Annotated in this window: 23 protein-coding genes and 1 riboswitch; of the genes, 17 read left to right on the top strand and 6 right to left on the bottom strand. The window is 47.2% G+C overall.

The window, feature by feature from the left end:
* Window positions 1-21: 21 nt before the first annotated feature.
* Window positions 22-1,065: a rod shape-determining protein gene (locus C2745_RS09385; RefSeq protein ID WP_068319852.1), complete on the bottom strand. Its 1,044-nt coding sequence runs from the start codon at window positions 1,063-1,065 to the stop codon at window positions 22-24.
* Window positions 1,066-1,126: 61 nt separating this feature from the next.
* Between C2745_RS09385 and gatC the strand changes: the two genes are divergently transcribed.
* The 12 genes from gatC to C2745_RS09325 all read left to right on the top strand — a co-directional run bounded on the left by gatC (window position 1,127) and on the right by C2745_RS09325 (window position 12,447).
* Window positions 1,127-1,420, top strand: a complete 294-nt coding sequence (gene gatC / locus C2745_RS09380; RefSeq protein ID WP_215384323.1) for an Asp-tRNA(Asn)/Glu-tRNA(Gln) amidotransferase subunit GatC — start codon at window positions 1,127-1,129, stop codon at window positions 1,418-1,420.
* On the top strand, window positions 1,417-2,934 hold the full coding sequence (gene gatA, locus C2745_RS09375) for an Asp-tRNA(Asn)/Glu-tRNA(Gln) amidotransferase subunit GatA (protein WP_215384322.1): 1,518 nt from the start codon (window positions 1,417-1,419) through the stop codon (window positions 2,932-2,934). Before gatC ends, gatA begins: the two co-directional genes overlap by 4 nt.
* Window positions 2,931-4,403, top strand: a complete 1,473-nt coding sequence (gene gatB, locus C2745_RS09370) for an Asp-tRNA(Asn)/Glu-tRNA(Gln) amidotransferase subunit GatB (protein ID WP_215384321.1) — start codon at window positions 2,931-2,933, stop codon at window positions 4,401-4,403. Before gatA ends, gatB begins: the two co-directional genes overlap by 4 nt.
* Before the next feature lie 27 nt (window positions 4,404-4,430).
* On the top strand, window positions 4,431-5,105 hold the full coding sequence (locus C2745_RS09365) for a DUF484 family protein (protein ID WP_215384320.1): 675 nt from the start codon (window positions 4,431-4,433) through the stop codon (window positions 5,103-5,105).
* Window positions 5,086-6,087, top strand: coding sequence for a tyrosine recombinase XerC (locus tag C2745_RS09360; protein WP_215384319.1), 1,002 nt, complete (start codon window positions 5,086-5,088; stop codon window positions 6,085-6,087). Before C2745_RS09365 ends, C2745_RS09360 begins: the two co-directional genes overlap by 20 nt.
* Window positions 6,088-6,156: 69 nt before the next feature.
* A complete protein-coding gene (locus C2745_RS09355) occupies window positions 6,157-7,224 on the top strand; it encodes a GTP-binding protein (RefSeq protein ID WP_215384318.1) in 1,068 nt (355 codons plus the stop codon).
* 210 nt (window positions 7,225-7,434) lie between these two features.
* Complete coding sequence (gene dksA / locus C2745_RS09350; protein ID WP_172457147.1) at window positions 7,435-7,812, top strand: RNA polymerase-binding protein DksA; 378 nt, start codon at window positions 7,435-7,437, stop codon at window positions 7,810-7,812.
* A 13-nt stretch (window positions 7,813-7,825) separates the two neighbouring features.
* Window positions 7,826-8,728, top strand: coding sequence for an acetylglutamate kinase (gene argB, locus C2745_RS09345; RefSeq protein WP_215384317.1), 903 nt, complete (start codon window positions 7,826-7,828; stop codon window positions 8,726-8,728).
* Window positions 8,729-8,746: 18 nt separating this feature from the next.
* Complete coding sequence (gene slmA / locus C2745_RS09340) at window positions 8,747-9,397, top strand: nucleoid occlusion factor SlmA (protein WP_215384316.1); 651 nt, start codon at window positions 8,747-8,749, stop codon at window positions 9,395-9,397.
* A complete protein-coding gene (locus C2745_RS09335) occupies window positions 9,394-10,533 on the top strand; it encodes a homoserine O-acetyltransferase (protein ID WP_215384315.1) in 1,140 nt (379 codons plus the stop codon). Before slmA ends, C2745_RS09335 begins: the two co-directional genes overlap by 4 nt.
* On the top strand, window positions 10,530-11,123 hold the full coding sequence (gene metW / locus C2745_RS09330; protein WP_215384314.1) for a methionine biosynthesis protein MetW: 594 nt from the start codon (window positions 10,530-10,532) through the stop codon (window positions 11,121-11,123). The genes C2745_RS09335 and metW overlap by 4 nt, the downstream gene beginning before the upstream one ends.
* Window positions 11,116-12,447, top strand: coding sequence for an MFS transporter (locus C2745_RS09325; RefSeq protein WP_215384313.1), 1,332 nt, complete (start codon window positions 11,116-11,118; stop codon window positions 12,445-12,447). Before metW ends, C2745_RS09325 begins: the two co-directional genes overlap by 8 nt.
* Window positions 12,448-12,462: 15 nt before the next feature.
* Here the strand turns inward: C2745_RS09325 and C2745_RS09320 are convergent, their stop codons facing one another.
* Window positions 12,463-13,245 carry an exodeoxyribonuclease III gene (locus C2745_RS09320; RefSeq protein WP_215384312.1) on the bottom strand — a complete coding sequence of 261 codons (783 nt, stop codon included), beginning with the start codon at window positions 13,243-13,245 and terminating at the stop codon, window positions 12,463-12,465.
* Between the two features lie 8 nt (window positions 13,246-13,253).
* On the opposite strand from C2745_RS09320, the gene pyrE reads away from it, so the two are divergent.
* The gene (gene pyrE / locus C2745_RS09315; protein WP_215384311.1) at window positions 13,254-13,922 is read left to right on the top strand and encodes an orotate phosphoribosyltransferase; all 669 of its coding nucleotides are present in this window, start codon (window positions 13,254-13,256) and stop codon (window positions 13,920-13,922) included.
* On the opposite strand, the gene dapF is transcribed toward pyrE, so the two are convergent.
* The 3 genes from dapF to C2745_RS09300 are packed head-to-tail and all read right to left on the bottom strand — an operon-like array spanning window position 13,919 to window position 16,608.
* Window positions 13,919-14,773: a diaminopimelate epimerase gene (gene dapF, locus C2745_RS09310; RefSeq protein ID WP_215385678.1), complete on the bottom strand. Its 855-nt coding sequence runs from the start codon at window positions 14,771-14,773 to the stop codon at window positions 13,919-13,921. The genes pyrE and dapF overlap by 4 nt on opposite strands.
* 59 nt (window positions 14,774-14,832) lie before the next feature.
* Window positions 14,833-15,732 carry a lipid A biosynthesis acyltransferase gene (locus C2745_RS09305; protein ID WP_215384310.1) on the bottom strand — a complete coding sequence of 300 codons (900 nt, stop codon included), beginning with the start codon at window positions 15,730-15,732 and terminating at the stop codon, window positions 14,833-14,835.
* Between the two features lie 15 nt (window positions 15,733-15,747).
* Entirely contained in the window at window positions 15,748-16,608 is an 861-nt protein-coding gene (locus tag C2745_RS09300; protein ID WP_251368330.1) for a lysophospholipid acyltransferase family protein, read from the bottom strand.
* 199 nt (window positions 16,609-16,807) lie between these two features.
* Between C2745_RS09300 and metK the strand changes: the two genes are divergently transcribed.
* The 3 genes from metK to metF all read left to right on the top strand — a co-directional run bounded on the left by metK (window position 16,808) and on the right by metF (window position 20,529).
* Entirely contained in the window at window positions 16,808-17,974 is a 1,167-nt protein-coding gene (gene metK, locus C2745_RS09295) for a methionine adenosyltransferase (RefSeq protein ID WP_068319810.1), read from the top strand.
* A gap of 67 nt (window positions 17,975-18,041) precedes the next feature.
* Window positions 18,042-18,154: riboswitch (S-adenosyl-L-homocysteine riboswitch) on the top strand.
* Window positions 18,155-18,215: 61 nt separating this feature from the next.
* Window positions 18,216-19,661: an adenosylhomocysteinase gene (gene ahcY / locus C2745_RS09290; RefSeq protein ID WP_215385676.1), complete on the top strand. Its 1,446-nt coding sequence runs from the start codon at window positions 18,216-18,218 to the stop codon at window positions 19,659-19,661.
* A 37-nt stretch (window positions 19,662-19,698) separates the two neighbouring features.
* Window positions 19,699-20,529, top strand: a complete 831-nt coding sequence (metF, locus tag C2745_RS09285; RefSeq protein ID WP_215384309.1) for a methylenetetrahydrofolate reductase [NAD(P)H] — start codon at window positions 19,699-19,701, stop codon at window positions 20,527-20,529.
* A 1-nt stretch (window position 20,530) separates the two neighbouring features.
* Here the strand turns inward: metF and C2745_RS09280 are convergent, their stop codons facing one another.
* Window positions 20,531-21,157 carry a 5-formyltetrahydrofolate cyclo-ligase gene (locus C2745_RS09280; RefSeq protein WP_215384308.1) on the bottom strand — a complete coding sequence of 209 codons (627 nt, stop codon included), beginning with the start codon at window positions 21,155-21,157 and terminating at the stop codon, window positions 20,531-20,533.
* A gap of 67 nt (window positions 21,158-21,224) precedes the next feature.
* Here C2745_RS09280 and C2745_RS09275 point away from each other — a divergent pair, with 67 nt between their 5' ends.
* The gene (locus C2745_RS09275) at window positions 21,225-23,189 is read left to right on the top strand and encodes a lytic transglycosylase domain-containing protein (protein ID WP_251368329.1); all 1,965 of its coding nucleotides are present in this window, start codon (window positions 21,225-21,227) and stop codon (window positions 23,187-23,189) included.
* The last annotated feature ends 16 nt before the right edge of the window (window positions 23,190-23,205 follow it).

The following is a 23,205-nucleotide window of genomic DNA, read 5'->3' as shown; positions in this document are numbered from 1 at the left end:
CCTGATCGACGTGTATGTCGCTTACTCGTGCGAGAACACTCCGCCTAACTTATCCATGCGCTCAAGTGCGATACCGCAACCACGAGCCACGCAAGTCAATGGATCTTCTGCAACATGAATTGGCAAACCAGTTTCTTCGAGCAAGAGACGGTCAAGGTCGCGCAACAAGGCGCCGCCGCCTGTGAGCATCATTCCGCGTTCAGCGATATCAGATGCCAACTCAGGCGGGATCTGCTCGAGAGCCGCTTTTACAGCGGTCACGATCTGATTCAGTGGATCAGTCAATGCCTCAAGAATTTCATTGCTAGTAACAGTGAAGCTACGTGGAATACCTTCAGAAAGATTGCGACCCTTTACTTCCATCTCACGCACTTCAGCGCCAGGGAAAGCAGAGCCAATTGTCTTCTTGATCAACTCAGCAGTTTGCTCACCGATCAACATACCGTAGTTACGACGGATGTAATTTGTAATCGCTTCATCAAACTTGTCGCCACCAACGCGAACAGAGCCTTTGTAAACCATGCCGCCTAATGACATCACGCCAACTTCAGTTGTACCGCCACCGATGTCAACAACCATTGAGCCTGCCGCTTCAGAAACTGGCAGGCCAGAACCAATTGCAGCTGCCATTGGTTCTTCAATCAAAAATACTTGTGATGCGCCGGCGCCTAATGCAGACTCACGAATCGCACGACGTTCAACTTGTGTGGATCCGCAAGGAACGCAAATGATGATGCGTGGACTAGGTTTTAATAATTTGCTTTCATGGACAAGCTTGATAAATTGCTTGAGCATTTGTTCGGTAATGGTGAAGTCGGCAATAACGCCGTCTTTCATTGGGCGAATTGCCTCAATATTCCCCGGAACGCGTCCCAACATCGCTTTTGCCTCTTTACCAACGGCCAAAATGGTCTTTTTGCCGTTTGGGCCACCTTCTTGGCGAATAGCCACAACAGAGGGTTCATCGAGGACAATACCCCGCTCACGCATATAAATTAAGGTGTTGGCGGTTCCTAGGTCGATGGCTAGGTCATTGGAAAAGTAGCTGCGGAAAAAACCAAACATGATGTAGTGGGAAAATAGAAAGTGTTAATGAAAATATATAGGAATGATACTCTAGCGCCCCATGAAACTTGATGATGTCCAGCGCATTGCGCACCTTTCTAGGCTTGAGTTAAATCAGGCAGAAGCCGAGGCAGTTTTGCCTCAATTGCAGGCTATTTTTTCCTTGGTCGAGGAAATGCAGGCCGTTGATACAACCGGACTTGAGCCTTTGGCCCATCCGATCCTCTTTTTGCGTGATTTGGCCCAGCCCATGCGCGCTGACCAAGTTACCGAGTCAGATCATCGCTCCGAAAATATGCAATCAGCCCCTGCGCAGCAGGACGGCTACTTCCTGGTTCCAAGGGTGATCGAATGAGTTGGCACAAGACCCCTATCGCCTTAATGGCAAAAGCGCTTGCTGCAAAAGAGGTTTCTAGCACCGAGTTGACCCAGTACTTTTTGGACCGCATTGAGGCTGGAAAACAGTGGAATGCTTACCTTGATGTGAATGCTCACTTAAGCTTAGAGCAAGCAAATAAGGCGGATCAGTTAATTTCTTCTGGGAAGGCTGGTAAATTGACTGGTATCCCTGTTGCGCATAAAGATGTCTTTGTAACGCGTGGTTGGAAGTCGACTGCCGCCTCCAAAATCTTGTCTGGATATCAAAGCCCTTTCGACGCTACCGTGGTTGCTAATTTGGGTATTCCAGATGAAAACAATCCCCATGGTGCCGGCATGGTCTGTCTTGGTAAGACCAATATGGATGAGTTTGCAATGGGCTCGTCTAATGAAAATTCTGCCTTTGGACCAGTATTAAATCCTTGGAATGCGGCCCACGTAGCAGGCGGCTCTTCAGGCGGCTCTGCTGCAGCAGTTGCAGCAGGTTTAGCGCCCATCGCCACAGGAACCGATACCGGTGGCTCGATTCGCCAGCCAGCGGCATTTTGTGGTTTGACCGGAATTAAGCCCAGTTACGGGCGCGTGTCTCGTTACGGCATGATTGCCTATGCCTCCTCACTCGATCAAGCTGGTCCGATGGGTAAGACTGCGGAAGACTGCGCGCTCCTCTTGTCCGCAATGTCATCTCATGATTCGCGTGACTCCACTTCCTTGGCCGACTCTGGCGAGGACTACGGTCGTTATCTCAATCAAGCCTGGAATGAAGGCAGCACAAATTCTGCAAAACCGCTGGAAGGTTTGCGCGTTGGTTTGCCAAAGGAATTTTTCGCAGAAGGTTTGGCAAGTGATGTTGCTAAATCAGTCAATGAAGCAGCGAAGCTTTTGGAAAACTTAGGCGCCACACTTATTGAAGTGAGTCTGCCAAAAACCAAGTTATCTATTCCGGTCTATTACGTCTTGGCGCCGGCCGAGGCATCAAGTAATTTGAGTCGTTTTGATGGCGTGCGCTATGGATATCGTGCGAATGAATATCGTGACCTTGGCGACATGTATGCGAAGTCACGCACCGAAGGTTTTGGTTCTGAAGTAAAGCGCCGCATCATGATTGGAACCTACGTTCTTTGTCATGGTTACTATGATGCTTACTATCTACAGGCACAAAAAATTCGTCGCATTATTGCGGCAGATTTTCAGGCCGCATTTAATCAATGCGATGTGATCTTGGGGCCCGTAGCCCCTGATGTGGCCTGGCGCCTGGGCGAGAAATCAAAAGACCCGGTGCAAATGTACTTAGAAGATATTTATACGCTCTCAACGAACTTAGCGGGTCTGCCAGCAATGAGTGTCCCATGCGGATTTAATACCAATAACTTACCTATTGGCATGCAACTCATCGGCAACTATTTTTCAGAAGCGCGCTTATTGCAAGTGGCTCATCAATATCAGCAGGCCAGTGATTGGCATTTGCGTCAAGCAAGCGAGGTGGCATGATGCAATGGGAAGTCGTTATTGGTCTAGAGACCCACGCACAGTTGCAAACACAATCCAAGATTTTTAGCGGAGCAAGCACGCGCTTTGGTGCAGAACCAAATACACAAGCATGTGCAGTTGATCTAGCATTGCCCGGCGTTTTGCCTGTGCTTAATCGTCAGGCTGTAGAGCATGCAATTCGTTTTGGCTTGGCAGTCAATGCAAAGATTTCTCCAGCAAGTATTTTTGCGCGTAAGAATTATTTCTACCCCGATCTACCTAAGGGCTATCAAATTAGCCAGATGGAAATTCCGGTTGTGGTCGGCGGCCATCTTGAAATCCTGGTGGGCGACGAAGTCAAGGTGGTTGAGCTCACTCGTGCTCATATGGAAGAAGACGCTGGTAAATCAGTCCATGAAGAAGGCTTTACTGGCCCCCATGGCGAACCCTCAAGCGGCATTGATTTAAACCGCGCTGGCACACCTCTATTAGAAATCGTGACCGAACCAGTAATGCGCAGTGCTGCTGAAGCCGTTGCTTATGCCAAAGCCCTACACGGCCTGGTAGTTTGGTTAGGGGTGTGTGACGGCAATATGCAAGAAGGCTCCTTCCGTTGCGACGCCAACGTATCCGTTCGCCCTAAGGGTCAAGCGGAGTTTGGCACTCGTTGCGAAATTAAGAATTTGAACTCCTTCCGCTTTTTGGAAGAGGCGATTCAGTATGAGGTGCGGCGTCAGATTGAGTTGATTGAAGATGGCGGTACTGTAGTTCAAGAAACGCGCTTATACGATCCCGATCGTGGTGAAACTCGTAGCATGCGTAGCAAAGAAGATGCCAATGACTATCGCTATTTTCCAGACCCAGATTTATTGCCAGTAGTGATTGACGATGCTTGGATTGCAGATGTTCGTAGCAAGATGCCTGCTCTGCCTGCACAATTGCGCGAACAATGGCAAAGCGAGTTTGGTTTAAGTGCATACGACGCACAGTTGCTCACCCAAGACCGCGATACTGCAAAAGTATTTGAAGATCTATTGGCAATCGTTGGCAAGCCATTAGCAAAAGCAGCTGCTAATTTAATTGCCGGTGAGCTTGCATCGTCATTAAATCGTGCTGGCATTGCAATGAGTGATGCGCCATTAAAAGCTGAGCACTTAGCGCCTTTGCTGACGCGTGTGGCTGATGGGACTATCTCCAACAAGATCGCTAAAGATATTTTTGCGATTCTTTGGGAAGAAGCTGTTGCAGGCAAAACCATTAGCACTGTTGATCAAGTGATTGAGGTAAAAGGCCTGAAGCAAATTAGCGATAGCGGCGCGATTGAGGCCATCATTGATCAAGTCTTGGCGGCCAACCAGAAATCGGTTGAAGAGTTCCGCTCAGGCAAAGAAAAAGCCTTCAATGCATTGGTAGGTCAAATCATGAAGGCCTCTCAAGGTAAAGCAAATCCTGGTCAAGTGAATGAGCTTCTGCGTAAAAAACTTAGCTAATAAAAGAAACTATTTAGAAAGAAACTGATGAGTGCAATAGATCCAAAGCAAGCAGAACAAGAAGAGTTGGTTGCTGAGTGGTTACGCGTAACCCCAGGATTTTTTGAGCGCTACGCTGATCTCTTTAATGAGATTCGGATTAAGCATCCACATGAGGATCGCACAATCTCTTTGCAAGAACGTCAGATGACGGTATTGCGTACGCAGAACCAGGAACTCAATCGTCGTCTTAGCGAGATGCTGCATTTCGGTAGTCGCAACGATAAAACGCAACAAAGTTTGGTTGCTTGGTTGCTGCGCTTAATGAAGGCCAACAATAAAGCTGATGTGGAATCAGCAATCACCTCCGGCTTGGCCGAGGTGTTTGAGGTGGAGTCCGCGCAATTGTTGTCGCCCAATTCTGCTTTTGGTCCATGGGTAGATACACCGCTTTGCGGCTCGGCTAAGGAGTTGGCCGCTGCCAGCGTGGATCTATTAGCAAGCCAAACCACAATTGAGCCTGAGTGGCAAAGCATGGTGGCGATTGGCCTTCCTTTGGGCAAGAGCGTTGGCGCCACCCAATCTCCTGCGGTATTGCTGTTGGCGAGCAAAGACGAGTCTCGCTTTACGGCCGATATGGGCGCATTCTATTTGCGCCAGATCGCTGAATTAACTGCTGCAGCTTTGGATCGCATCCAGGCTTATGAAATTAAAGGCGACTGATCTTCATCCACTCATGCAAGAGTATTTGCATGAATTGCATGTGCTGCGTCAACTCTCGCCCCATACGCTCAAAGCCTATGGCATGGATCTAAGCGACTTACAAAATTTCGCTCTAGAAGATGGTGTTGAGTTATTAAAAGTTGGCAATGGTCATGTGCGTCGATGGGCTGGCCGACTACATTCCAAAGGTAAGTCCTCGAGAAGTATTGCAAGAGCACTTTCTGCATGGCGTGGCTGGTATGACTGGCTTACTGAAAAAGATGCGAAGCGTGATGCACGTGCGGGTAAGGTAACTGGTAATTTAATTGCCAATCCTGTTGATGACGTGAAGGCGCCAAAGCGCTTAAAGTCCTTGCCTAAGGCGCTATCTGTAGAGCAGGCGCTTTCCCTTGTAAATCAAGCTGTCAAAGAAGCTGAAGAAAAAAAGGATTTGGAATCGATTCGCGATGCGGCCATTATTGATTTGCTTTATTCCTCCGGCTTGCGTCTTTCAGAGCTTTTGGGGATTGATGTCATGCAGAGCAAAGATCGCCAACATGAATCTGCGGGATGGCTAGATTGGGATGCTGCTGAGGTAACGGTTTTGGGTAAGGGCGGTAAGCGCCGCTCTGTTCCAGTGGGTGCGCCTGCAATGCAGTCTCTTGCAGCATGGCGAGAGTTGCGTGATGCGGGCACCTATGCCCAAGAGTCGATAGCTTTATTTTTGTCTGCTACAGGTAAGCGTTTGTCCCCTCGCACCGTACAGGCGCGGCTGCGTACTCTAGCGATGCGCGCAGGATTGCCCACTCATGTACACCCGCATATGATGCGCCACAGTTTTGCAAGCCATGTTTTGCAATCTTCCCAAGATTTACGAGCTGTCCAGGAGATGTTGGGGCATGCCAGCATTGCTAGCACCCAGATTTATACGTCCTTAGATTTTCAGCACCTAGCTCAGGCATACGATAAAGCGCATCCTCGTGCAAAGGCTGGCAAAGACTGAGGAACTCGGTAATATAGAAGGTTTCCCGCTTTGGGAAATGTTGGCTTTTAGATTTTGATTGGATCATCCATGGCATTAATTCCGGTAACCATTTTGACGGGCTTCCTAGGAAGCGGCAAAACGACTTTGCTCAAACACATTCTGACTGAAGAACATGGCAAAAAAATTGCCGTGATCGAGAATGAATTCGGCGAAGAAAACATTGATAACGATATCTTGGTGCAAGACAACCAAGAGAACATTGTGCAAATGAGCAATGGTTGTATTTGCTGCACCATTCGTGGAGATCTTGTAGAGGCCCTTAATGAGCTTTGGGAGCAGCGCAAAGACAAGAAAATTAGTTTTGATCGCGTAGTGATTGAAACCACAGGCGTAGCCAATCCAGGCCCAGTGGCCCAGACTTTCTTTATGGATGATGATGTTGCTGACCATTACGTCCTAGACGCTGTAGTCACCTTAGTGGATGCTAAGCATGGCCAGCAGCAGCTGAATGAACACGAAGAGGCGCAGCGCCAAGTTGGTTTTGCCGACCAGATCTTTATTACCAAAACAGATTTAGTCAGCCCTGCAGAGGTAGACGCTTTGCGCAATCGTCTAATGCATATGAACCCAAGAGCGCCTATTGCAGGCATTTCTAAGGGCGTGGTGCCATTAAATGCCGTTTTGGACCTCAAGGGCTTCAATCTGAACGCTAAGCTGGATATTGACCCCCATTTCTTGGAGCAGGATGACCATGACCACGAGCATTGTGGCCACGACCATAGCCATGATCACGATCACAGCACCTGCGGCCATGATCATAGTCATGACCACCATCACCATCATGGGCATGCTGGCCATACAGACCGCATTCAGTCCTTCGTTTTTCGTAGTGATAAACCCTTTAATCACAAAAAATTGGAAGACTTCCTTGGCGGCATTTTGGAGGTCTTTGGCGAGAAGATGCTGCGCTATAAAGGCGTGCTCTATGTGAAGGGAAGCAGCCGAAAAGTGGTGTTCCAGGGGGTTCATCAGATGATGGGTAGCGATTTAGCCGGTCCTTGGGGTGCAGAACCTAAGCAAACCCGTATGGTGTTTATTGGCATTGATTTGCCTAAAGACACCCTACTGGCTGGGCTTGAGGGATGTTTGGCCTAGAAAGATTCGGGTACAATCCGCCGCCACGGTCAATATTAATAAAGGCTGTAAAAGTTTGGCAGAATGAGGCAATAATGCTTCAAACCAGGAAAGAATGAGATGACGGTAAAAACAGCAACAAAACCAGCGACCGCTGCAAAAGCTAGCAGCAAAGCTGCGAGCGCCAAAGTTGCAAAAGGTGCTCCATTAACTGAAGCGGAATTGCTCAAGATGTCCGAGAAGGACTACATGAGTGCTGCCCAGTTGGATTTTTTCCGTCAAAAATTACTCACCCTTAAGGATGACATTTTGAAAAATGCATCCGAGACCACTGAGCATCTACGTGAAAATATTTTGGTTCCAGATCCTGCTGATCGTGCAACGATTGAAGAAGAGCATGCACTGGAATTACGCACTCGTGATCGCGAGCGTAAGTTGTTGAAAAAAGTAGAACAAGCGTTGGCACGCATTGAGTCTGGCGATTACGGTTGGTGCGAAGAAACTGGCGAGCCAATTGGCCTGAACCGTTTAATTGCAAGGCCTACAGCCAATTTATCTCTTGAGGCTCAAGAGCGTCGTGAACTCCGTCAAAAATTGTTTGGCGAATAAAATTTAAGTAGCAATGACTAAGCATTTACCCACCATTAGTGATATCTCTCCTTTATTAAAGGCGGAGATTCTTGCTGAGGCTTTGCCTTATATCCGCGCGTATCACGGCAAGACCATCGTGATTAAGTACGGCGGAAATGCCATGGTTGAAGAGCGCCTCAAAGAAAGTTTTGCGCGCGATGTCATTTTGTTGAAATTAGTTGGCATGAATCCGGTTGTGGTTCATGGCGGCGGCCCACAAATTGATGAAGCCCTTAAGAAAATCGGCAAGACCGGTACCTTTATTCAAGGTATGCGCGTGACCGATGAAGAAACCATGGAAGTAGTGGAGTGGGTTCTGGGCGGTGAAGTGCAACAAGATATTGTGATGTTAATTAACCACTTTGGTGGCCAAGCTGTTGGCTTGACCGGCAAAGACGGCGGACTCATACACGCTAAGAAAATGATGATTCCGAGCGATACAGAGCCGGGTAAAAAAGTAGATATCGGTTTTGTGGGTGAAATTGAGGCAATTAACCCTGCAGTTGTTAAAGCATTGCAGGACGATGCCTTTATTCCCGTGATTTCTCCGATTGGCTTTAGTGCAGAAGGTCAGGCATACAACATTAATGCGGACTTGGTTGCCGGCAAGATGGCGGAAATTCTGCATGCAGAGAAGTTGGTCATGATGACTAATATTCCTGGCGTGATGGATAAGGATGGCAAGTTGCTGACAGATTTAACTGCGCGAGAAATTGACGCATTGTTCGCCGATGGCACGATTTCTGGCGGCATGTTGCCAAAGATTTCTTCTGCGTTAGATGCAGCTAAGAGCGGCGTGAATTCAGTGCACATCATTGATGGCCGAATTGAACATTCTTTATTGCTAGAAATTCTGACCGAGCAAGCGTTCGGCACGATGATCCGCTCGAGATAAGTAGATAAGTAGATAAGTATGCGTGAATCTTTAGAGCCAACAGATATTAACGACAGCACTGCTGACGCTGGTAAGGCCCGTAAGCGCCCACGTCCAGGCGAGCGTCGTTTACAGATTCTGCAAGTGCTCGCTGAGATGCTGCAAAACCCAAAGGGCGAGCGCGTTACTACTGCGGCCTTGGCGGCGAAGATTGAAGTATCTGAGGCGGCTCTTTATCGCCACTTCGCAAGCAAGGCGCAGATGTTTGAAGGGTTGATTTCTTTTATTGAGCAAACAGTTTTCGGATTAATTAATCAAATTAATCAGAAGGAAGAGTCTGGTCTTGCGCAGGCGCGTGGCATCTTGCAAATGCTCTTATTCTTTGCAGAAAAGAATCCTGGTATGACTCGCGTTTTATTAGGCGATGCCTTATTGCAAGAGGATGACCGTTTACAAGAGCGCATCACTCAGGTCCTAGATCGCGTTGAAGCGTCTCTAAAGCAGGCATTGCGCATTGCTCAAACCCAAGGTGGTAACTGGGCACAGCTGGGCCAGGAAGAAGTCAGCATCCGCGCTGCCATGTTGATGAGTTTTGTTTTGGGCCGTTGGCATCGCTTTGCCCGTAGCGGATTTAAGAAGTTGCCGACCGAAGCCTCCGATGTTAGTTTGCGCCTTCTCCTGTCAGAATGAGCGAGCTACACCTCTCTAGAAATACTATTCATTTTGCCGAGCCCCTGCCTTTGCAGAGTGGCGCCATGTTGTCTGGCTACGATTTAGTCATTGAAACTTACGGCAAACTCAACGCGGATAAAAGTAATGCGGTATTGGTATGTCATGCACTAAATGCATCGCACCATGTAGCCGGCCCAAGTCCTGAAGATCCAGAAGATATCGGCTGGTGGGACAACATGATTGGCCCCGGCAAGCCGGTAGACACCAACCATTTCTTTGTTATTGGCGTCAATAATCTAGGCTCTTGCTTTGGTTCTACTGGACCAATGAGCATTAATCCAGCGACTGGCAAGCCTTACGGTGCCGACTTTCCGGTTGTAACGGTTGAAGATTGGGTTAATACACAAGCTCGCTTAGCCGATAAGTTAGGCATTCGAAAATTTGCTGCAGTTATGGGCGGTAGTTTGGGTGGCATGCAGGCAATGGCTTGGGCCATTCAGTTTCCTAAGCGTCTAGAGCACTGCGTAGTTGTTGCGTCGACCCCAAAACTGAGCGCCCAAAATATTGCGTTCAATGAAGTGGCGCGCAATGCCATATTGTCCGACCCAGATTTTCATGGTGGCAACTATTACGAGCATGGTGTTGTGCCAAAGCGCGGCTTACGTTTGGCTCGCATGGTCGGCCACATTACTTATCTTTCTGATGATGATATGGCTGAAAAATTTGGACGTGAACTACAACGCCCAAATGGCGAGTCAAATGATTATCGATTTAGTTTTGATGTCGAATTTGAGGTTGAAAGTTACTTGCGCCATCAGGGCGACAAGTTTTCAACTTACTTTGATGCAAACACCTACTTATTAATTACTCGTGCACTTGATTACTTTGATCCTGCACGTCGCTTTGATGGCAGTCTGAATCGTGCATTGGCAGAAGTGCAGGCTAAGTTTTTGGTGGTCAGCTTTTCAACTGACTGGCGCTTCCCGCCGAATCGAAGTCGCGAAATTGTTCAGTCTTTGTTAAGCAATAAGAGCGAAGTTACCTATGCAGAGATTGATGCACCGCATGGGCATGATGCATTCTTATTGGATGATGAGCGTTACCATAATTTGGTGCGCGCTTACTTTAAGCAGATGTGCGAGTCTCAATCATGAGTAATTTGAATAAGCGCGCCGACTTTGCTGCTATTGCCAATTGGATTGCACCGAATACCCAAGTGCTTGACCTTGGTTGCGGTGATGGTAGCTTTTTAGAGTTTTTGCAGAAACAAAAACCAGTTCATACCTATGGCGTAGAAATTGATGATGCGCGAGTACTGTCATGCGTTCAAAAAGGTTTGAATGTGCTTCAGCAAGATTTAGAGGGCGGCTTAGCGCTCTTTGAAGACGATAGTTTTGATACGGTAGTCTTGTCGCAAACATTGCAAACGATTCATCAAACTGAAAAGATTTTGCGTGAAGTGGTTCGCGTTGGAAGAGAATCTGTTATTTCATTTCCAAACTTTGGACATTGGTCTCATCGCCTCGCTGTTGGTCTGGGCCGCATGCCAGTTTCTAAGAGCTTGCCTTATCAGTGGTACAACACACCAAACGTACGTGTATTAACTGTTGCCGACTTTGAGAAGCTAGCTTCAAGCCTTGGTCTGAAGGTGATTGATCAATGCATCTTGCATGAAGGTCGCCAAGTTACCTTGATGTCAAACCTATTTGGCAGTCTTGCTTTATTCCGTATTCGTCGTGCCTAACAAGCTACTGAATGTAGTGCAGTCGTGGCTAAAAGACTTTCGGGTATATCTCGAATGGCCTTGTTTGCGCATGCTCTTCTTGGGCTTCTCTGCGGGCCTTCCTTTATTGCTGATTCTCGGAACGCTGAGCTTTTGGTTGCGAGAGGCGGGAATTGATCGCAGCACTATCGGCTATTTAACTTGGGTAGGCTTGATCTATGCCTTTAAGTGGGTTTGGGCGCCTCTCGTAGACCGTTTACAAATACCTTTATTGACTAAGTTATTTGGACGTCGTCGAAGCTGGTTGCTGTTTGCACAAGCGCTCATTATTTTGGGCCTTGTTGGGATGTCGACACTAGATCCTAAGCTCGCCTTAAATTCCATTGTTTGGTGTGCGTTACTAGTTGCGTTTGGTTCTGCCACTCAAGATATTGCATTAGATGCTTTTCGTATTGAATCGGCTAACAGCGACCATCAGGCCGCCTTAGCTGCTACCTATCAAACCGGATATCGACTTGCGTTAATTTGGGCTGGTGCCGGCGTTCTCTGGCTTGCTGCACGGGCTGAAACAGGCGCTGGATATGACGCGGGTGCGTGGCAATTTGCTTATCTTTGTATGGCGGCATCAATTGGCGTTGGTGTAATAACAACCTTGTTAAGTAAGGAGCCTGCTAGATATGAGTTGGCACAAGTACGCACTGCAAAAGCATGGCTTTATCAAACCCTAGTTGAACCATTTGCAGAATTTATTACACGTTATCGCTGGCATGCCGTTTTGATTCTGTCTTTAATTGCCGTGTATCGCATTAGCGATGTAGTGATGGGCATCATGGCTAATCCATTTTATGTTGATATGGGCTACACCAAAGATGAAGTAGCTGCTGTGAGCAAAGTATTCGGCGTAGTGATGACTTTAGTGGGCGCTTTTGTTGGGGGTGTGCTCACACTGCGTTTTGGTGTTTTGCGGATTCTCTTTGTTGGCGCAGTATTATCAGCAGTTAGCAACTTATTATTTGCCTGGCTTGCAACGCAAGGCCATGATCTGCATGGTTTGATTTGGGTGATCTCAGCAGACAACTTAAGCTCAGGCATTGCAAGCGCTGCATTCATTGCTTTCTTATCTTCGCTAACGAACATTCGCTACTCAGCAACACAGTACGCGTTGTTTAGCTCGATGATGCTGCTCTTGCCTAAATGGTTGGCGGGATTCTCGGGCGTGTTTGTTGATAACTTTGGGTACCAAGCTTTCTTCTATGGCACCGCCATTATTGGCGCCCCAGTTCTGCTCTTAATTTGGGCGACGATTCATTTCAAGATTGTTCAGATTAAAAAAGAAGGGGAGTAATTTCCTCTGAAGTTTTTAAAGCTTCCAGTCGTAGTCCACTGTGAGTGGTGCGTGATCTGAAAATTTCTCATCTTTGTAAACAGCAGTTTTTTTGGCGGCGGCCGCAATACCTGGTGTGCTGATTTGATAGTCGATGCGCCAACCTACATTTTTTGCATAGGCTTGGCCGCGATTACTCCACCAGGTGTAACAGCTCTCAGTTGCCTCAGGCTCGAGCTGACGGTAAACGTCTACATAACCAACTTTGTTAAAAAGATTGGTGAGCCATGCGCGCTCTTCAGGCAAAAAGCCTGAATTTTTGAGGTTGCCTTTCCAGTTTTTCAGATCAATTTCTTGGTGTGCAATGTTGACGTCGCCGCAAAGTACGATTTCACGCCCAGATTTTTTAAGGGATATGAGGTGTGGCAAAAAGCTATCGAGATAGCGATATTTGGCCTCTTGGCGCTCTGGTGAGCTTGAGCCTGAGGGCATATAGACCGAAATGACGGCAAGCCCTTTAAAGCGCGCTTCTACATAACGCCCTTCAGCATCAAACTCCTCATTGCCATACCCATACAAAACTTCATCTGGCTTATGGGGGGTATAAATGCCGCAGCCGCTGTAGCCCTTTTTTTCTGCGTGATGGAAAAAGCCATGCATTCCATCTGGATTGAGGATGGCATCCTCTAGATCATCGCGCTGGGCCTTGAGCTCTTGCATGCAAATGAAGTCTGCTTTTTGCTGAACTGCCCACGGCAGAAAGCCTTTTTTGACTGCGGAACGGATACCGTTGAGGTTCGCTGAAATGATGCGTAACATGTAGGCCTATGAGCTCAAATAATTCAAATCAAGATAACTTTATTCGTTTTGCCTTAGAGGCAAAGGTTTTGTCCTTCGGGGAGTTTAAAACTAAAGCCGGAAGACTCTCACCTTATTTCTTTAATGCAGGCGAATTTAATGATGGGGCTCGCTTGAGCGCCTTGGGCCGTTATTACGCCAAGGCCTTACAAGAGTCGAATATTCAGTTCGATATGCTGTATGGCCCTGCATATAAGGGAATCACGCTTGCTGCTGCCACAGCAATTGCTTTGGCAGATAACGGCATTAATGTGCCGTATGCCTATAACCGCAAAGAAGCAAAAGATCACGGCGAAGGCGGTATGTTGGTTGGCGCGCCAGTTAAAGGAAGAGTGGTCATTATTGATGACGTGATTTCAGCGGGCACTTCAGTGAGAGAGTCGGTGGACCTTATTCGTGGTGCCGGTGCAGAGCCGGCAGCAGTACTTATTGCGCTTGATCGCATGGAGCGCTCGGGGAATGCTGTTGAGATTGGAGATAAGTCTGCTGTACAGGCAGTAGAGCAAGAATTTGGCTTGCCAGTCATTGCAATTGCAAACTTGGCCGGGCTAATGTCTTTTTTAACTTCTTCAAGCGATGCCCAGTTGACCAATTATTTGCCAGCAGTAAAAGCCTACCGCGAAAAATACGGCATTTAGATTGTTGTTTCGCCTTCGAAGACGGTGACGGCAGGACCAGTCATGATGACAGGCTGAATAACGTCATCAACAATTCCACCCCAGGCTATCTGTAAGTCTCCACCGCGTGTGCGTACTTTCACCGGTGAATCCAAAAGACCTCTGCGAATGCCAGAAACCACGGCTGCGCAAGCGCCAGTGCCGCAAGCCAAGGTTTCTCCAGCGCCACGTTCAAACACGCGCAATTTCACTTCATTGCGATGAATTACTTGTAGGTAGCCTACGTTTACCTTTTTAGGAAACGCGGCAAACTTTTCAATTTCAGGGCCTTCTTCAAGGACTGGTGCGCTATCCACATCGCCAACTACTTGCACAGCATGCGGGTTGCCCATAGAAAGAACACCAACAAAACTGTCATGTGTAGCGGGTTGATTTAGAGGAAGCGCATACAGAGTTTCCTGAAGCTCTTGAACACTTGCCAAACCGTTTGCATTAAATGGAATAAGGCTATGTTCAAAAATTGGTGCGCCCATATCCACCTCAACCTGACCATCGGGATGAGATTTAAGAGTCAGAACGGTATGAGCAACTTCTACTCGTAAGGGATTTTGATTGGATAGACCTTGATCTAATACAAAACGCACAAAGCAACGAGAGCCGTTGCCGCACTGCTCCACTTCACCGCCATCTGCATTAAAAATGCGATAGCGAAAATCGGCATCTGGGCGTGTAGATTTTTCTACGATAAGAATTTGATCGGCTCCAATACCAAATTGACGATGAGCTAATGCTTGCCATTGCTCGCGCGTAATGCCGCTGAGATCTTGGTCGATACCATTGAGCACAATGAAGTCATTGCCAGCACCATGCATTTTGGTGAAGCGTAACTTGCGTACTAGGTTGCTTGTATTGGTGCTCAAAATATTTCCATTTAATCGTAAAGACTGGGTTCGCCAGGCGGTCTATGTTTAAAGCGCTTGTGTACCCAATAGTACTCTGCCGGTCTTTCGCGAACAAGTTCTTCGATGTATTGATTTAAGCGCGCAGTATCTTTTTCTACGTCATCGCTTGGAAAGTTTGGCAAAGGTTCGCTGATATGACAGGTGTAGCCCTTACGATCTTTGTTTAGTGTGGTTGTCATCAGGCAGACCTCTGCCCCACTAAGTCTTGCCAGGCGCGATACTGAGGTGATAGTGTTGGTTTGTACACCAAAGAAAGGAACAAAGACGGAGTCACGCGGACCCAAGTCAATATCCGGAGCAATAAATATAAAGTTGCCTGTTTGAATTTCGCGAATGAGATCACGCAAGCGACTTTGCCTTTCAATTGACTTGCCGCCGAAACGATTTCTCCACTCAATCATTTTTTGATTAAAGAATGGATTCTTCATGTTTTGATACAGGCCTGCGCCACGCGGCCAGTCATGTTGACTGGCTAATACTGATAACGCCATGAAGCCGCCCTCAAGTCCCACAAAGTGAGGATTGATTAAAAGACGTGGCTTTCGATCGCCCAGAGTAATGGCTGATTTGATTGTCACAATGTCAGTAATTTGTTTGCCGCTTCCAAGCCAAATGCGACTTCTTTCTAATACGCTGCGACCAAAAAGTTTCCAGTGCTCAACTGCAAGATCATTAATTTCTTTTTCGCTAAGCTTAGGAAAACATAGGCGCAAATTGGTTTTCACAACATGGGTTCGGCCGTTTGGAATGTGAGCTGCAAGCCACCCAAGACCATAGCCCACGTGTACGGTGATGGTGTAAGGCAGAAAGGCAAAGAGGCGCAAAAGGCTGAGCGCCAAAAAATTGAAAAGGTTTTGTAACCAGGCCATTACAAAATTTTATAACTAATTGCTTGGGGGCAATTCTGCGCCGGCGGGGTGCTTGTAGCGGTTATATGACCAAATAAATTGTTCTGGAGCAACCATGATGGCATTCTCAATCGCCGCATTTAATTCTCTGCCTGCGTGATTGGCGTCATCTGAAAAAGAATCCAGGCGCCGAACATCAATGACCCATCCTTTGCCGAGCCCACGCCTTTTTGCTGTAAACATCAGTGCTGGCGTGTCATGACGCTTTGCAAGGCGAATTGGCAGAGTGGTGGTGTAGGCGGGGCGATTAAAAAAATCGATCCAAATACCGTCGCCACCACTTGGGACTTGATCGGGAAGAATGGCGATTGCCTCCCCCTTAGAGAGGGCGCGCGTCATTTGTCTTACGCCGTTCAAGTTGGTTGGAACAAAATGCATATTTGGGTAAGCGCGACCTTCTTCAACTAATTCGTTTAGCCATTCCTGGCGAGAGGGGCGATACATGATTGTTGCCGGACAATGATTTGCAAGATAGCGGGGGATGATTTCAAAACCGCCTAAATGCGGGCAGAGAATAATGATTCCTTTGCCTTCTAACATTGCGTTCTGCACAACATCCCAGTTATTGACTTTGGTGATCTCCAATGCCTTTTTGGGATTGCGCCAAATCCATAAGCTGTCTGAAAACAGCATTCCAGAGGCTCTAACTGCGGCCCACAGCTTAAATGGCAGGCCTCGGGCAGTCACTACAGCTTCATATTGGGGGCGAAAGAGTGAGCGGTATTGTTTTGAGCCGATGTAAGCCAGAATGCCCAAAAAAGCCCCAATTGCTTGCACTAGCGCAAGGGGAAGGGCAGCAATTGCATCGAGGCTGAACTTAAGTAAGAATTTTCGCACCCCCCAATGATATTCAATGCCGCTCTTGGTGTGTGGATTTCAGTGGCCCTTGCTCAATAGGGCAATTTCCGGATAAAATCTTCACATCGCTGAGTTAAGACAACTTGCAGAGCGATTCATAAATTCTGCTAAAGCGTCGCCGTTGTGGTTCCTGGCACGTGAGTTGTCCCAAGATCGTGTTAATAACTTAAGGAATGCAATGGCAAACGATTACTTCTTTACCTCAGAATCAGTTTCTGAAGGTCACCCCGATAAAGTAGCAGACCAAATCTCTGATTCGATTCTCGATGCCATCCTGGCTCAAGATCCAACAGCGCGTGTGGCAGCAGAAACTTTATGTAATACCGGCTTAGTAGTTTTGGCTGGTGAAATTACTACCAACGCTAATGTTGACTACATTCAAGTTGCACGCAATACCTTGCGTGAAATTGGTTACGACAACACTGATTACGGCATCGACTACAAAGGTTGTGCGGTATTGGTTGCTTATGACAAGCAAAGCCCTGATATTGCTCAAGGTGTTGATAAGGCGCATGATGACGGCTTAGATCAAGGCGCTGGTGACCAAGGCTTAATGTTTGGTTACGCTTGTGATGAGACGGCAGAGCTCATGCCTTTACCAATTCATTTGTCGCACCGATTGGTTGAGCGTCAATCACAGTTACGTCGCGATGGTCGTTTGAACTGGTTGCGTCCTGATGCGAAGTCACAAGTAACTTTGCGTTATGTGGATGGCAAGCCTGACTCTATCGATACTGTTGTGCTCTCCACTCAGCATGATGAAGATATTTCTCTTGAGAAATTGCGTGAAGCAGTGATCGAAGAAATCATCAAACCAGTATTGCCAAAGCATTTGATCAAAGGCGCCATTAATTTCTTGGTTAACCCAACAGGTCGTTTTGTTATCGGCGGCCCACAAGGCGATTGCGGTTTAACTGGCCGCAAAATTATTGTTGATACCTACGGTGGCGCAGCCCCTCACGGCGGTGGCGCTTTCTCTGGTAAAGATCCTTCTAAGGTTGACCGCTCTGCTGCATACGCTGGACGTTATGTCGCGAAGAACGTGGTTGCTGCTGGTTTGGCAAGCAAGTGCTTGATTCAGATTTCTTATGCGATTGGTGTTGCTAAGCCAACTTCAGTAATGGTGAGCACCTTTGGTACAGGCAAGATTTCGGATGAAAAGATTGCTCAATTGGTTTCTGAGCACTTTGACTTGCGTCCAAAAGGCATCGTGAAGATGCTCAATCTCTTGCGCCCAATTTATAAAAAGACTGCTGCTTACGGCCACTTTGGTCGCGAAGAGCCAGAATTTACTTGGGAGCAAACAGATAAAGCGGCTGCATTACGTGCAGCAGCAGGTCTGTAAGAAGGAAATTCGCAGTTTGTAGGTGTATTGAGGCGAAATATGCCGTAATTGTTTACAATTACGGCATACCTTCAAGGAGCGTTGCAAGGAATGCTGAGACCCAGCACTTCCCCAGGCTTGAAGGGAGTGGGCTCTAAGGTAATCCCCGGAGTTTGCTAATTGCAACCGCGCTCGCTAACCCATGATTCAATGGCTAGCGAGTTTCTACTCCAGCATTGGGTCGTATTTAGCTGGAGCATTAATGAATACCGTTTCTGATTTAAATAACTTTGTAGCGACTCGTTGCGCAATTGCTGATATTTCTTTGGCTGACTTCGGTCGTAAAGAAATCGCTATTGCTGAAACAGAGATGCCTGGCCTGATCGCCATTCGTGACGAGTTTGCTTCACAGCAGCCATTGCGTGGCGCACGCATTACTGGCTCATTGCATATGACCATTCAAACTGCCGTGTTGATCGAGACACTTGAGGCACTTGGTGCTGAAGTGCAGTGGGCATCATGCAATATTTTCTCTACACAAGATCATGCTGCTGCTGCAATCGCTGCCAACGGCACGCCAGTATTTGCAATCAAGGGTGAAACCCTTGAGCAATACTGGGACTTTACGCATCGTATTTTTGAGTGGGCTGATGGCGGCTACACCAATATGATTTTGGATGACGGTGGCGATGCGACTTTGTTGTTGCACCTCGGTGCCCGTGCTGAAAAGGATCAAGCTTGCTTGAATAATCCAACCAGCGAAGAAGAAACTATTCTGTTTGCTGCTATTAAGAAAAAATTGGCACAAGACCCAACTTGGTACTCAACACGCTTGGAAAAAGTAAAGGGTGTTACTGAAGAAACAACGACAGGCGTGCATCGCTTGTATCAAATGTTTGCTAAAGGCGACTTGAAATTCCCAGCAATCAACGTAAATGACTCTGTTACTAAGAGCAAGTTCGACAACCTCTATGGTTGCCGCGAGTCTTTAGTGGATGCGATTAAGCGTGCTACTGACGTGATGGTGGCGGGTAAAGTTGCGGTTGTTTGTGGCTACGGCGATGTGGGTAAAGGTTCAGCGCAAGCGTTGCGTGCTTTGTCTGCTCAAGTTTGGGTGACTGAAGTAGATCCAATCTGCGCATTGCAAGCTGCGATGGAAGGCTACCGCGTTGTAACAATGGATTACGCCGCTGATAAAGCAGACATCTTTGTTTCTGCAACTGGTAACTACCACGTGATTACACATGACCACATGGCTAAGATGAAGAATCAAGCCATCGTTTGTAACATCGGCCACTTTGATAATGAGATCGATGTTGCTGGTATTGAAAAATATAAGTGGGAAGAGATTAAGCCACAGGTTGACCATGTGATTTTCCCAGCAAGCAATGGCAAGCCTGAAAAGCGCATCATCATTTTGGCTAAAGGTCGCTTGGTTAATCTCGGCTGCGGTACAGGACATCCTTCATACGTGATGAGTTCTTCATTTGCAAATCAAGTGATCGCCCAAATTGAACTGTGGAATGCTGTAGGTACAGATAAATACCCAATCGGTGTTTACACATTGCCTAAGCATTTAGATGAGAAGGTTGCACGCTTACAACTCAAGACTCTCAATGCGGAGTTAACTGTGTTGTCTGATCAGCAGGCCTCCTACATTGGCGTAACGAAGGAAGGCCCATACAAGGCTGACCACTATCGTTATTAATCCAATCACTGTTCAATAGATACCTAGGCCCAAAATCATGGAATTAAGCGTCGAATTCTTTCCTCCTAAAACACCTGAAGGTGAGAGTAAGTTGCATCTTGTGCGCGAGCGCTTTAGTGAAACGCTCAAGCCTGCGTTTTATTCCGTGACCTTTGGTGCCGGCGGCTCTACTCAGTCTGGCACATTAAAGGTAGTGAGCGATATTCATGCTGCTGGTGCAGCCGTTGCTCCACACTTATCTTGTGTTGGTAGCTCACGTGAAAGCGTGCGTGAAATGTTGAAGCAGTACCAAGCTTTAGGCGTGAAGCGAATTGTGGCTTTGCGTGGCGACTTGCCATCTGGCATGGGTCAGTACGGCGAGTTTCACCATGCCAATGAGTTGGTTGAATTTATCCGCGCAGAAACGGGTGATTGGTTTCATATTGATGTAGCCGCATATCCAGAGACGCATCCCCAGGCAAAGTCACCTGCGAGCGATGTGGATTTCTTTGTGCAGAAAATGAAGGCGGGTGCAAATTCAGCCGTTACCCAGTATTTTTATAACAGCGATGCTTATTTCCGCTTTGTGGATGAGGCATACGATCTTGGTGTAACTCAGCCTATCATCGCCGGTATTATGCCGATTACTAATAGCACTCAGCTGCTGCGTTTTTCCGATGCGTGTGGTGCTGAAATTCCACGCTGGATTCGTTTACGTCTTCAGTCATATGGAGATGACGTTGCTTCTATCCGCGCATTTGGCGAAGAGGTTGTGACAGATTTATGTGATCAGCTATTAACTGCGGGCGCTCCTGGCATTCACTTCTACTCGTTAAACCAGGCCGATGCTGTTTTGGCCATTGCAGACAATCTAGACTTAACGAAGTAATCTAGCTGTATAGCCCAGACTCCGTCAGGAGCATATCTAGTGGTTCATCATGAGTCTGCGCTGACCACTGATCATCATTAAGTTCTTGCCAATCAAAACCAATCCCAATGCAAACTAGCTTGGGATTTTTCTTTCTGAGTTCGGCCAAGGTGCGATCAAAATATCCGCCGCCATACCCTAAACGCCAGTAATGCTTTTTGCCGGCTATTGTTGAGCTGGACCAGCCAACACAGGGGATGAGAATGCAGTCTGGCCTGCTAAGTGGTCTTTCGGCGTTATCGGGGTCCGGCTCTGGTACACCATGCTTACTAGGAATCAATTGATCCCCCTGTAGCCATTGATAAAAATCGAGATGTTTATCAGGACGAGCAAATGGCAGCGCTAGAGTTCGCTGGGGGGCTTTTTTGACCCAGGCTAGCAAAGTAGAGCGCAAATCGACTTCATCTTGAATGGGCCAATAGAGGGCAACAGATTGCCATGAGCTACCTTCTTCTAAAAGCAGTTGATTTAAGTGATCAATGAGGTCGGCCTGCATTTGAGCGTAATTTTGCTCAGCAGCAAACGCAGTACGTTGCTTTAGTAAATTTTGACGAAGAGATTTTGGCGAATTCTCGTGCATATCAAGCATTATCAGGCGAAAATTAGAAGATATAGCAAATAAGATAACACTCAGTAATTACAGATAAGGTTAGATAGTGAAAAAGCAGTTTGAAATTCTTCAATGGCAATCCCGTGCATGGATCACAACGCTGATTTTGGGTCTAACCTTGTACTTTCCAAATGCGTTTGCGGAAAAGTCCAAAAAGCCAACTTTGCCCAAGTCTTATGAAAGTAAGGCGGCGCCAGCCGAAATTACTGATACCGATCGGATGTTTATTGATTTGCGCGAAGCTGCGAAAAAGAACGATGTATTCCGAACTCAGCAGTTGTCTTCTAATTTGGTGGGTTACCCATTTGATGACTATGTAACTTATTTCCGCATCAAACCACAATTGTTTGATAGCGCAGGTGCTGCGCGAGGTGATTACAGTGCTGACTCTCAAGTGGTTGCATTTTTAAATCAATATCAAGGGACAGCCTTGGCTGACCGAATGCGTAATGATTGGCTTTTGGTTTTAGGAAAGCGCAAGGACTGGGCACGCTTTGATGCCGAGTACGCTAAGTTTGTTTTGGATGACGATACGCAAGTGAAGTGCTACTCGTTGTTGTCAAAGCTATCCCAGGGCGAGAATCCGACCAAATTAGCAATGGACTCAAGAGCTATTTTGTTGGACCCAGGTTATTTTGGTCAGGCATGTCAGGAGTTGGTGCCGTCACTCGTTGCTGCTGGTGGAATGAGTCCAAGCGAAGCGAAGGCGATCGGCCGCGCTGCAAGCGAACGTGGCTTTGACACCATGTCACGCCGACTTGGTGGTGAAGATCCTATTGCCGATATTGTGAAAGCAGCTAAAGCAGATCCAGCGAAAGCGTATCGCGACTTCTCGCAAAACGCTTCGCGTTATAGCAAAGAGAATCAAGCTGTTGCATGGGGCGTGATCGGACAATTTCTGGCTAAGAAACTAGACCCCAATGCAGATGACGCTTATCGCATGCAACAAGAGCTAGGTTATAACGAATTGCTTTCAACTGAATCCCAAGAGTGGAAGGTGCGTGCAGGCTTGCGCGCGAAAGATTGGGTTTTGGTAAAGAATGCGATTGATGGCATGAACCCTGCAGTACGCAGCAAAGATCCGGCATGGACCTACTGGTATGGTCGCGCGCTAAAGGCAGAGGGACAAGACGCAAAAGCCAAAGAGAGTTTTGAGTTGATTGCTGATCAATATAACTTTTATGGCCAACTTGCTCGTGAAGAGTTGGGTAGATCTAATCATGCGCCTGCTCGAACCAAAGTAAGCGAACAAGAAATTGATGCAATGGCAAGTCGCAAAGGCTTCATTCGCGGCGAGCGCTTGTATGCCATGAATCTTCGCTTCGAGGGTAATCGCGAGTGGAATTGGGAATTGCGCAATATGACCGATAAGCAATTATTGGCTGCTGCAGAGTATGCAAAGCGGATCAATCTTTATGACCGCGTTGTTAATACTGCTGATCGTACAAAGCAAGAGCATGACTTTAGCCTGCGCTATCCAACTCCGTATAAAGAAGAGCTATCACCGATTGCACGACAGATTGATTTGAATCTTGCCTGGGCTTATGGGCTGATTCGCCAAGAATCCCGCTTCATCATGAATGCAGCGTCTTCCGTGGGTGCGTCTGGATTAATGCAAGTAATGCCGAACACTGCCAAGTATGTAGCTAAGAAAATTGGCATGACCAACTACACCAATGACAAGTTAAGCGATACCAACACCAATTTGATCTTGGGTAGTAATTATTTAAATATGGTTCTCGTAGACCTAGATGGTTCTTGGGTTTTAGCTTCTGCCGCCTATAACGCAGGACCTTCTCGATCAAAGGCTTGGCGTGAAAAGTTATCAGGCCCAACCGAGGGAGCAATTTTTGCTGAGACTATTCCGTTTACGGAAACTCGAGTCTACGTAAAGAATGTTCTCTCCAACGCAAGTTACTATTCATCGGTGATGAATGGTCAGACGCAATCTTTAAAACAACGCTTAGGTGTGATTACACCTAAGGCCGCCACTCAATCTGAGCTCCCTTAAACAATCGACTTCTACG

This window comes from Polynucleobacter sp. AP-Kolm-20A-A1, from assembly GCF_018688315.1.
In the GTDB taxonomy this organism is placed as follows: domain Bacteria; phylum Pseudomonadota; class Gammaproteobacteria; order Burkholderiales; family Burkholderiaceae; genus Polynucleobacter.
The sequence above is the reverse complement of the archived record's forward strand: the minus strand, read 5'-3'. Positions and strand labels throughout refer to the sequence as shown.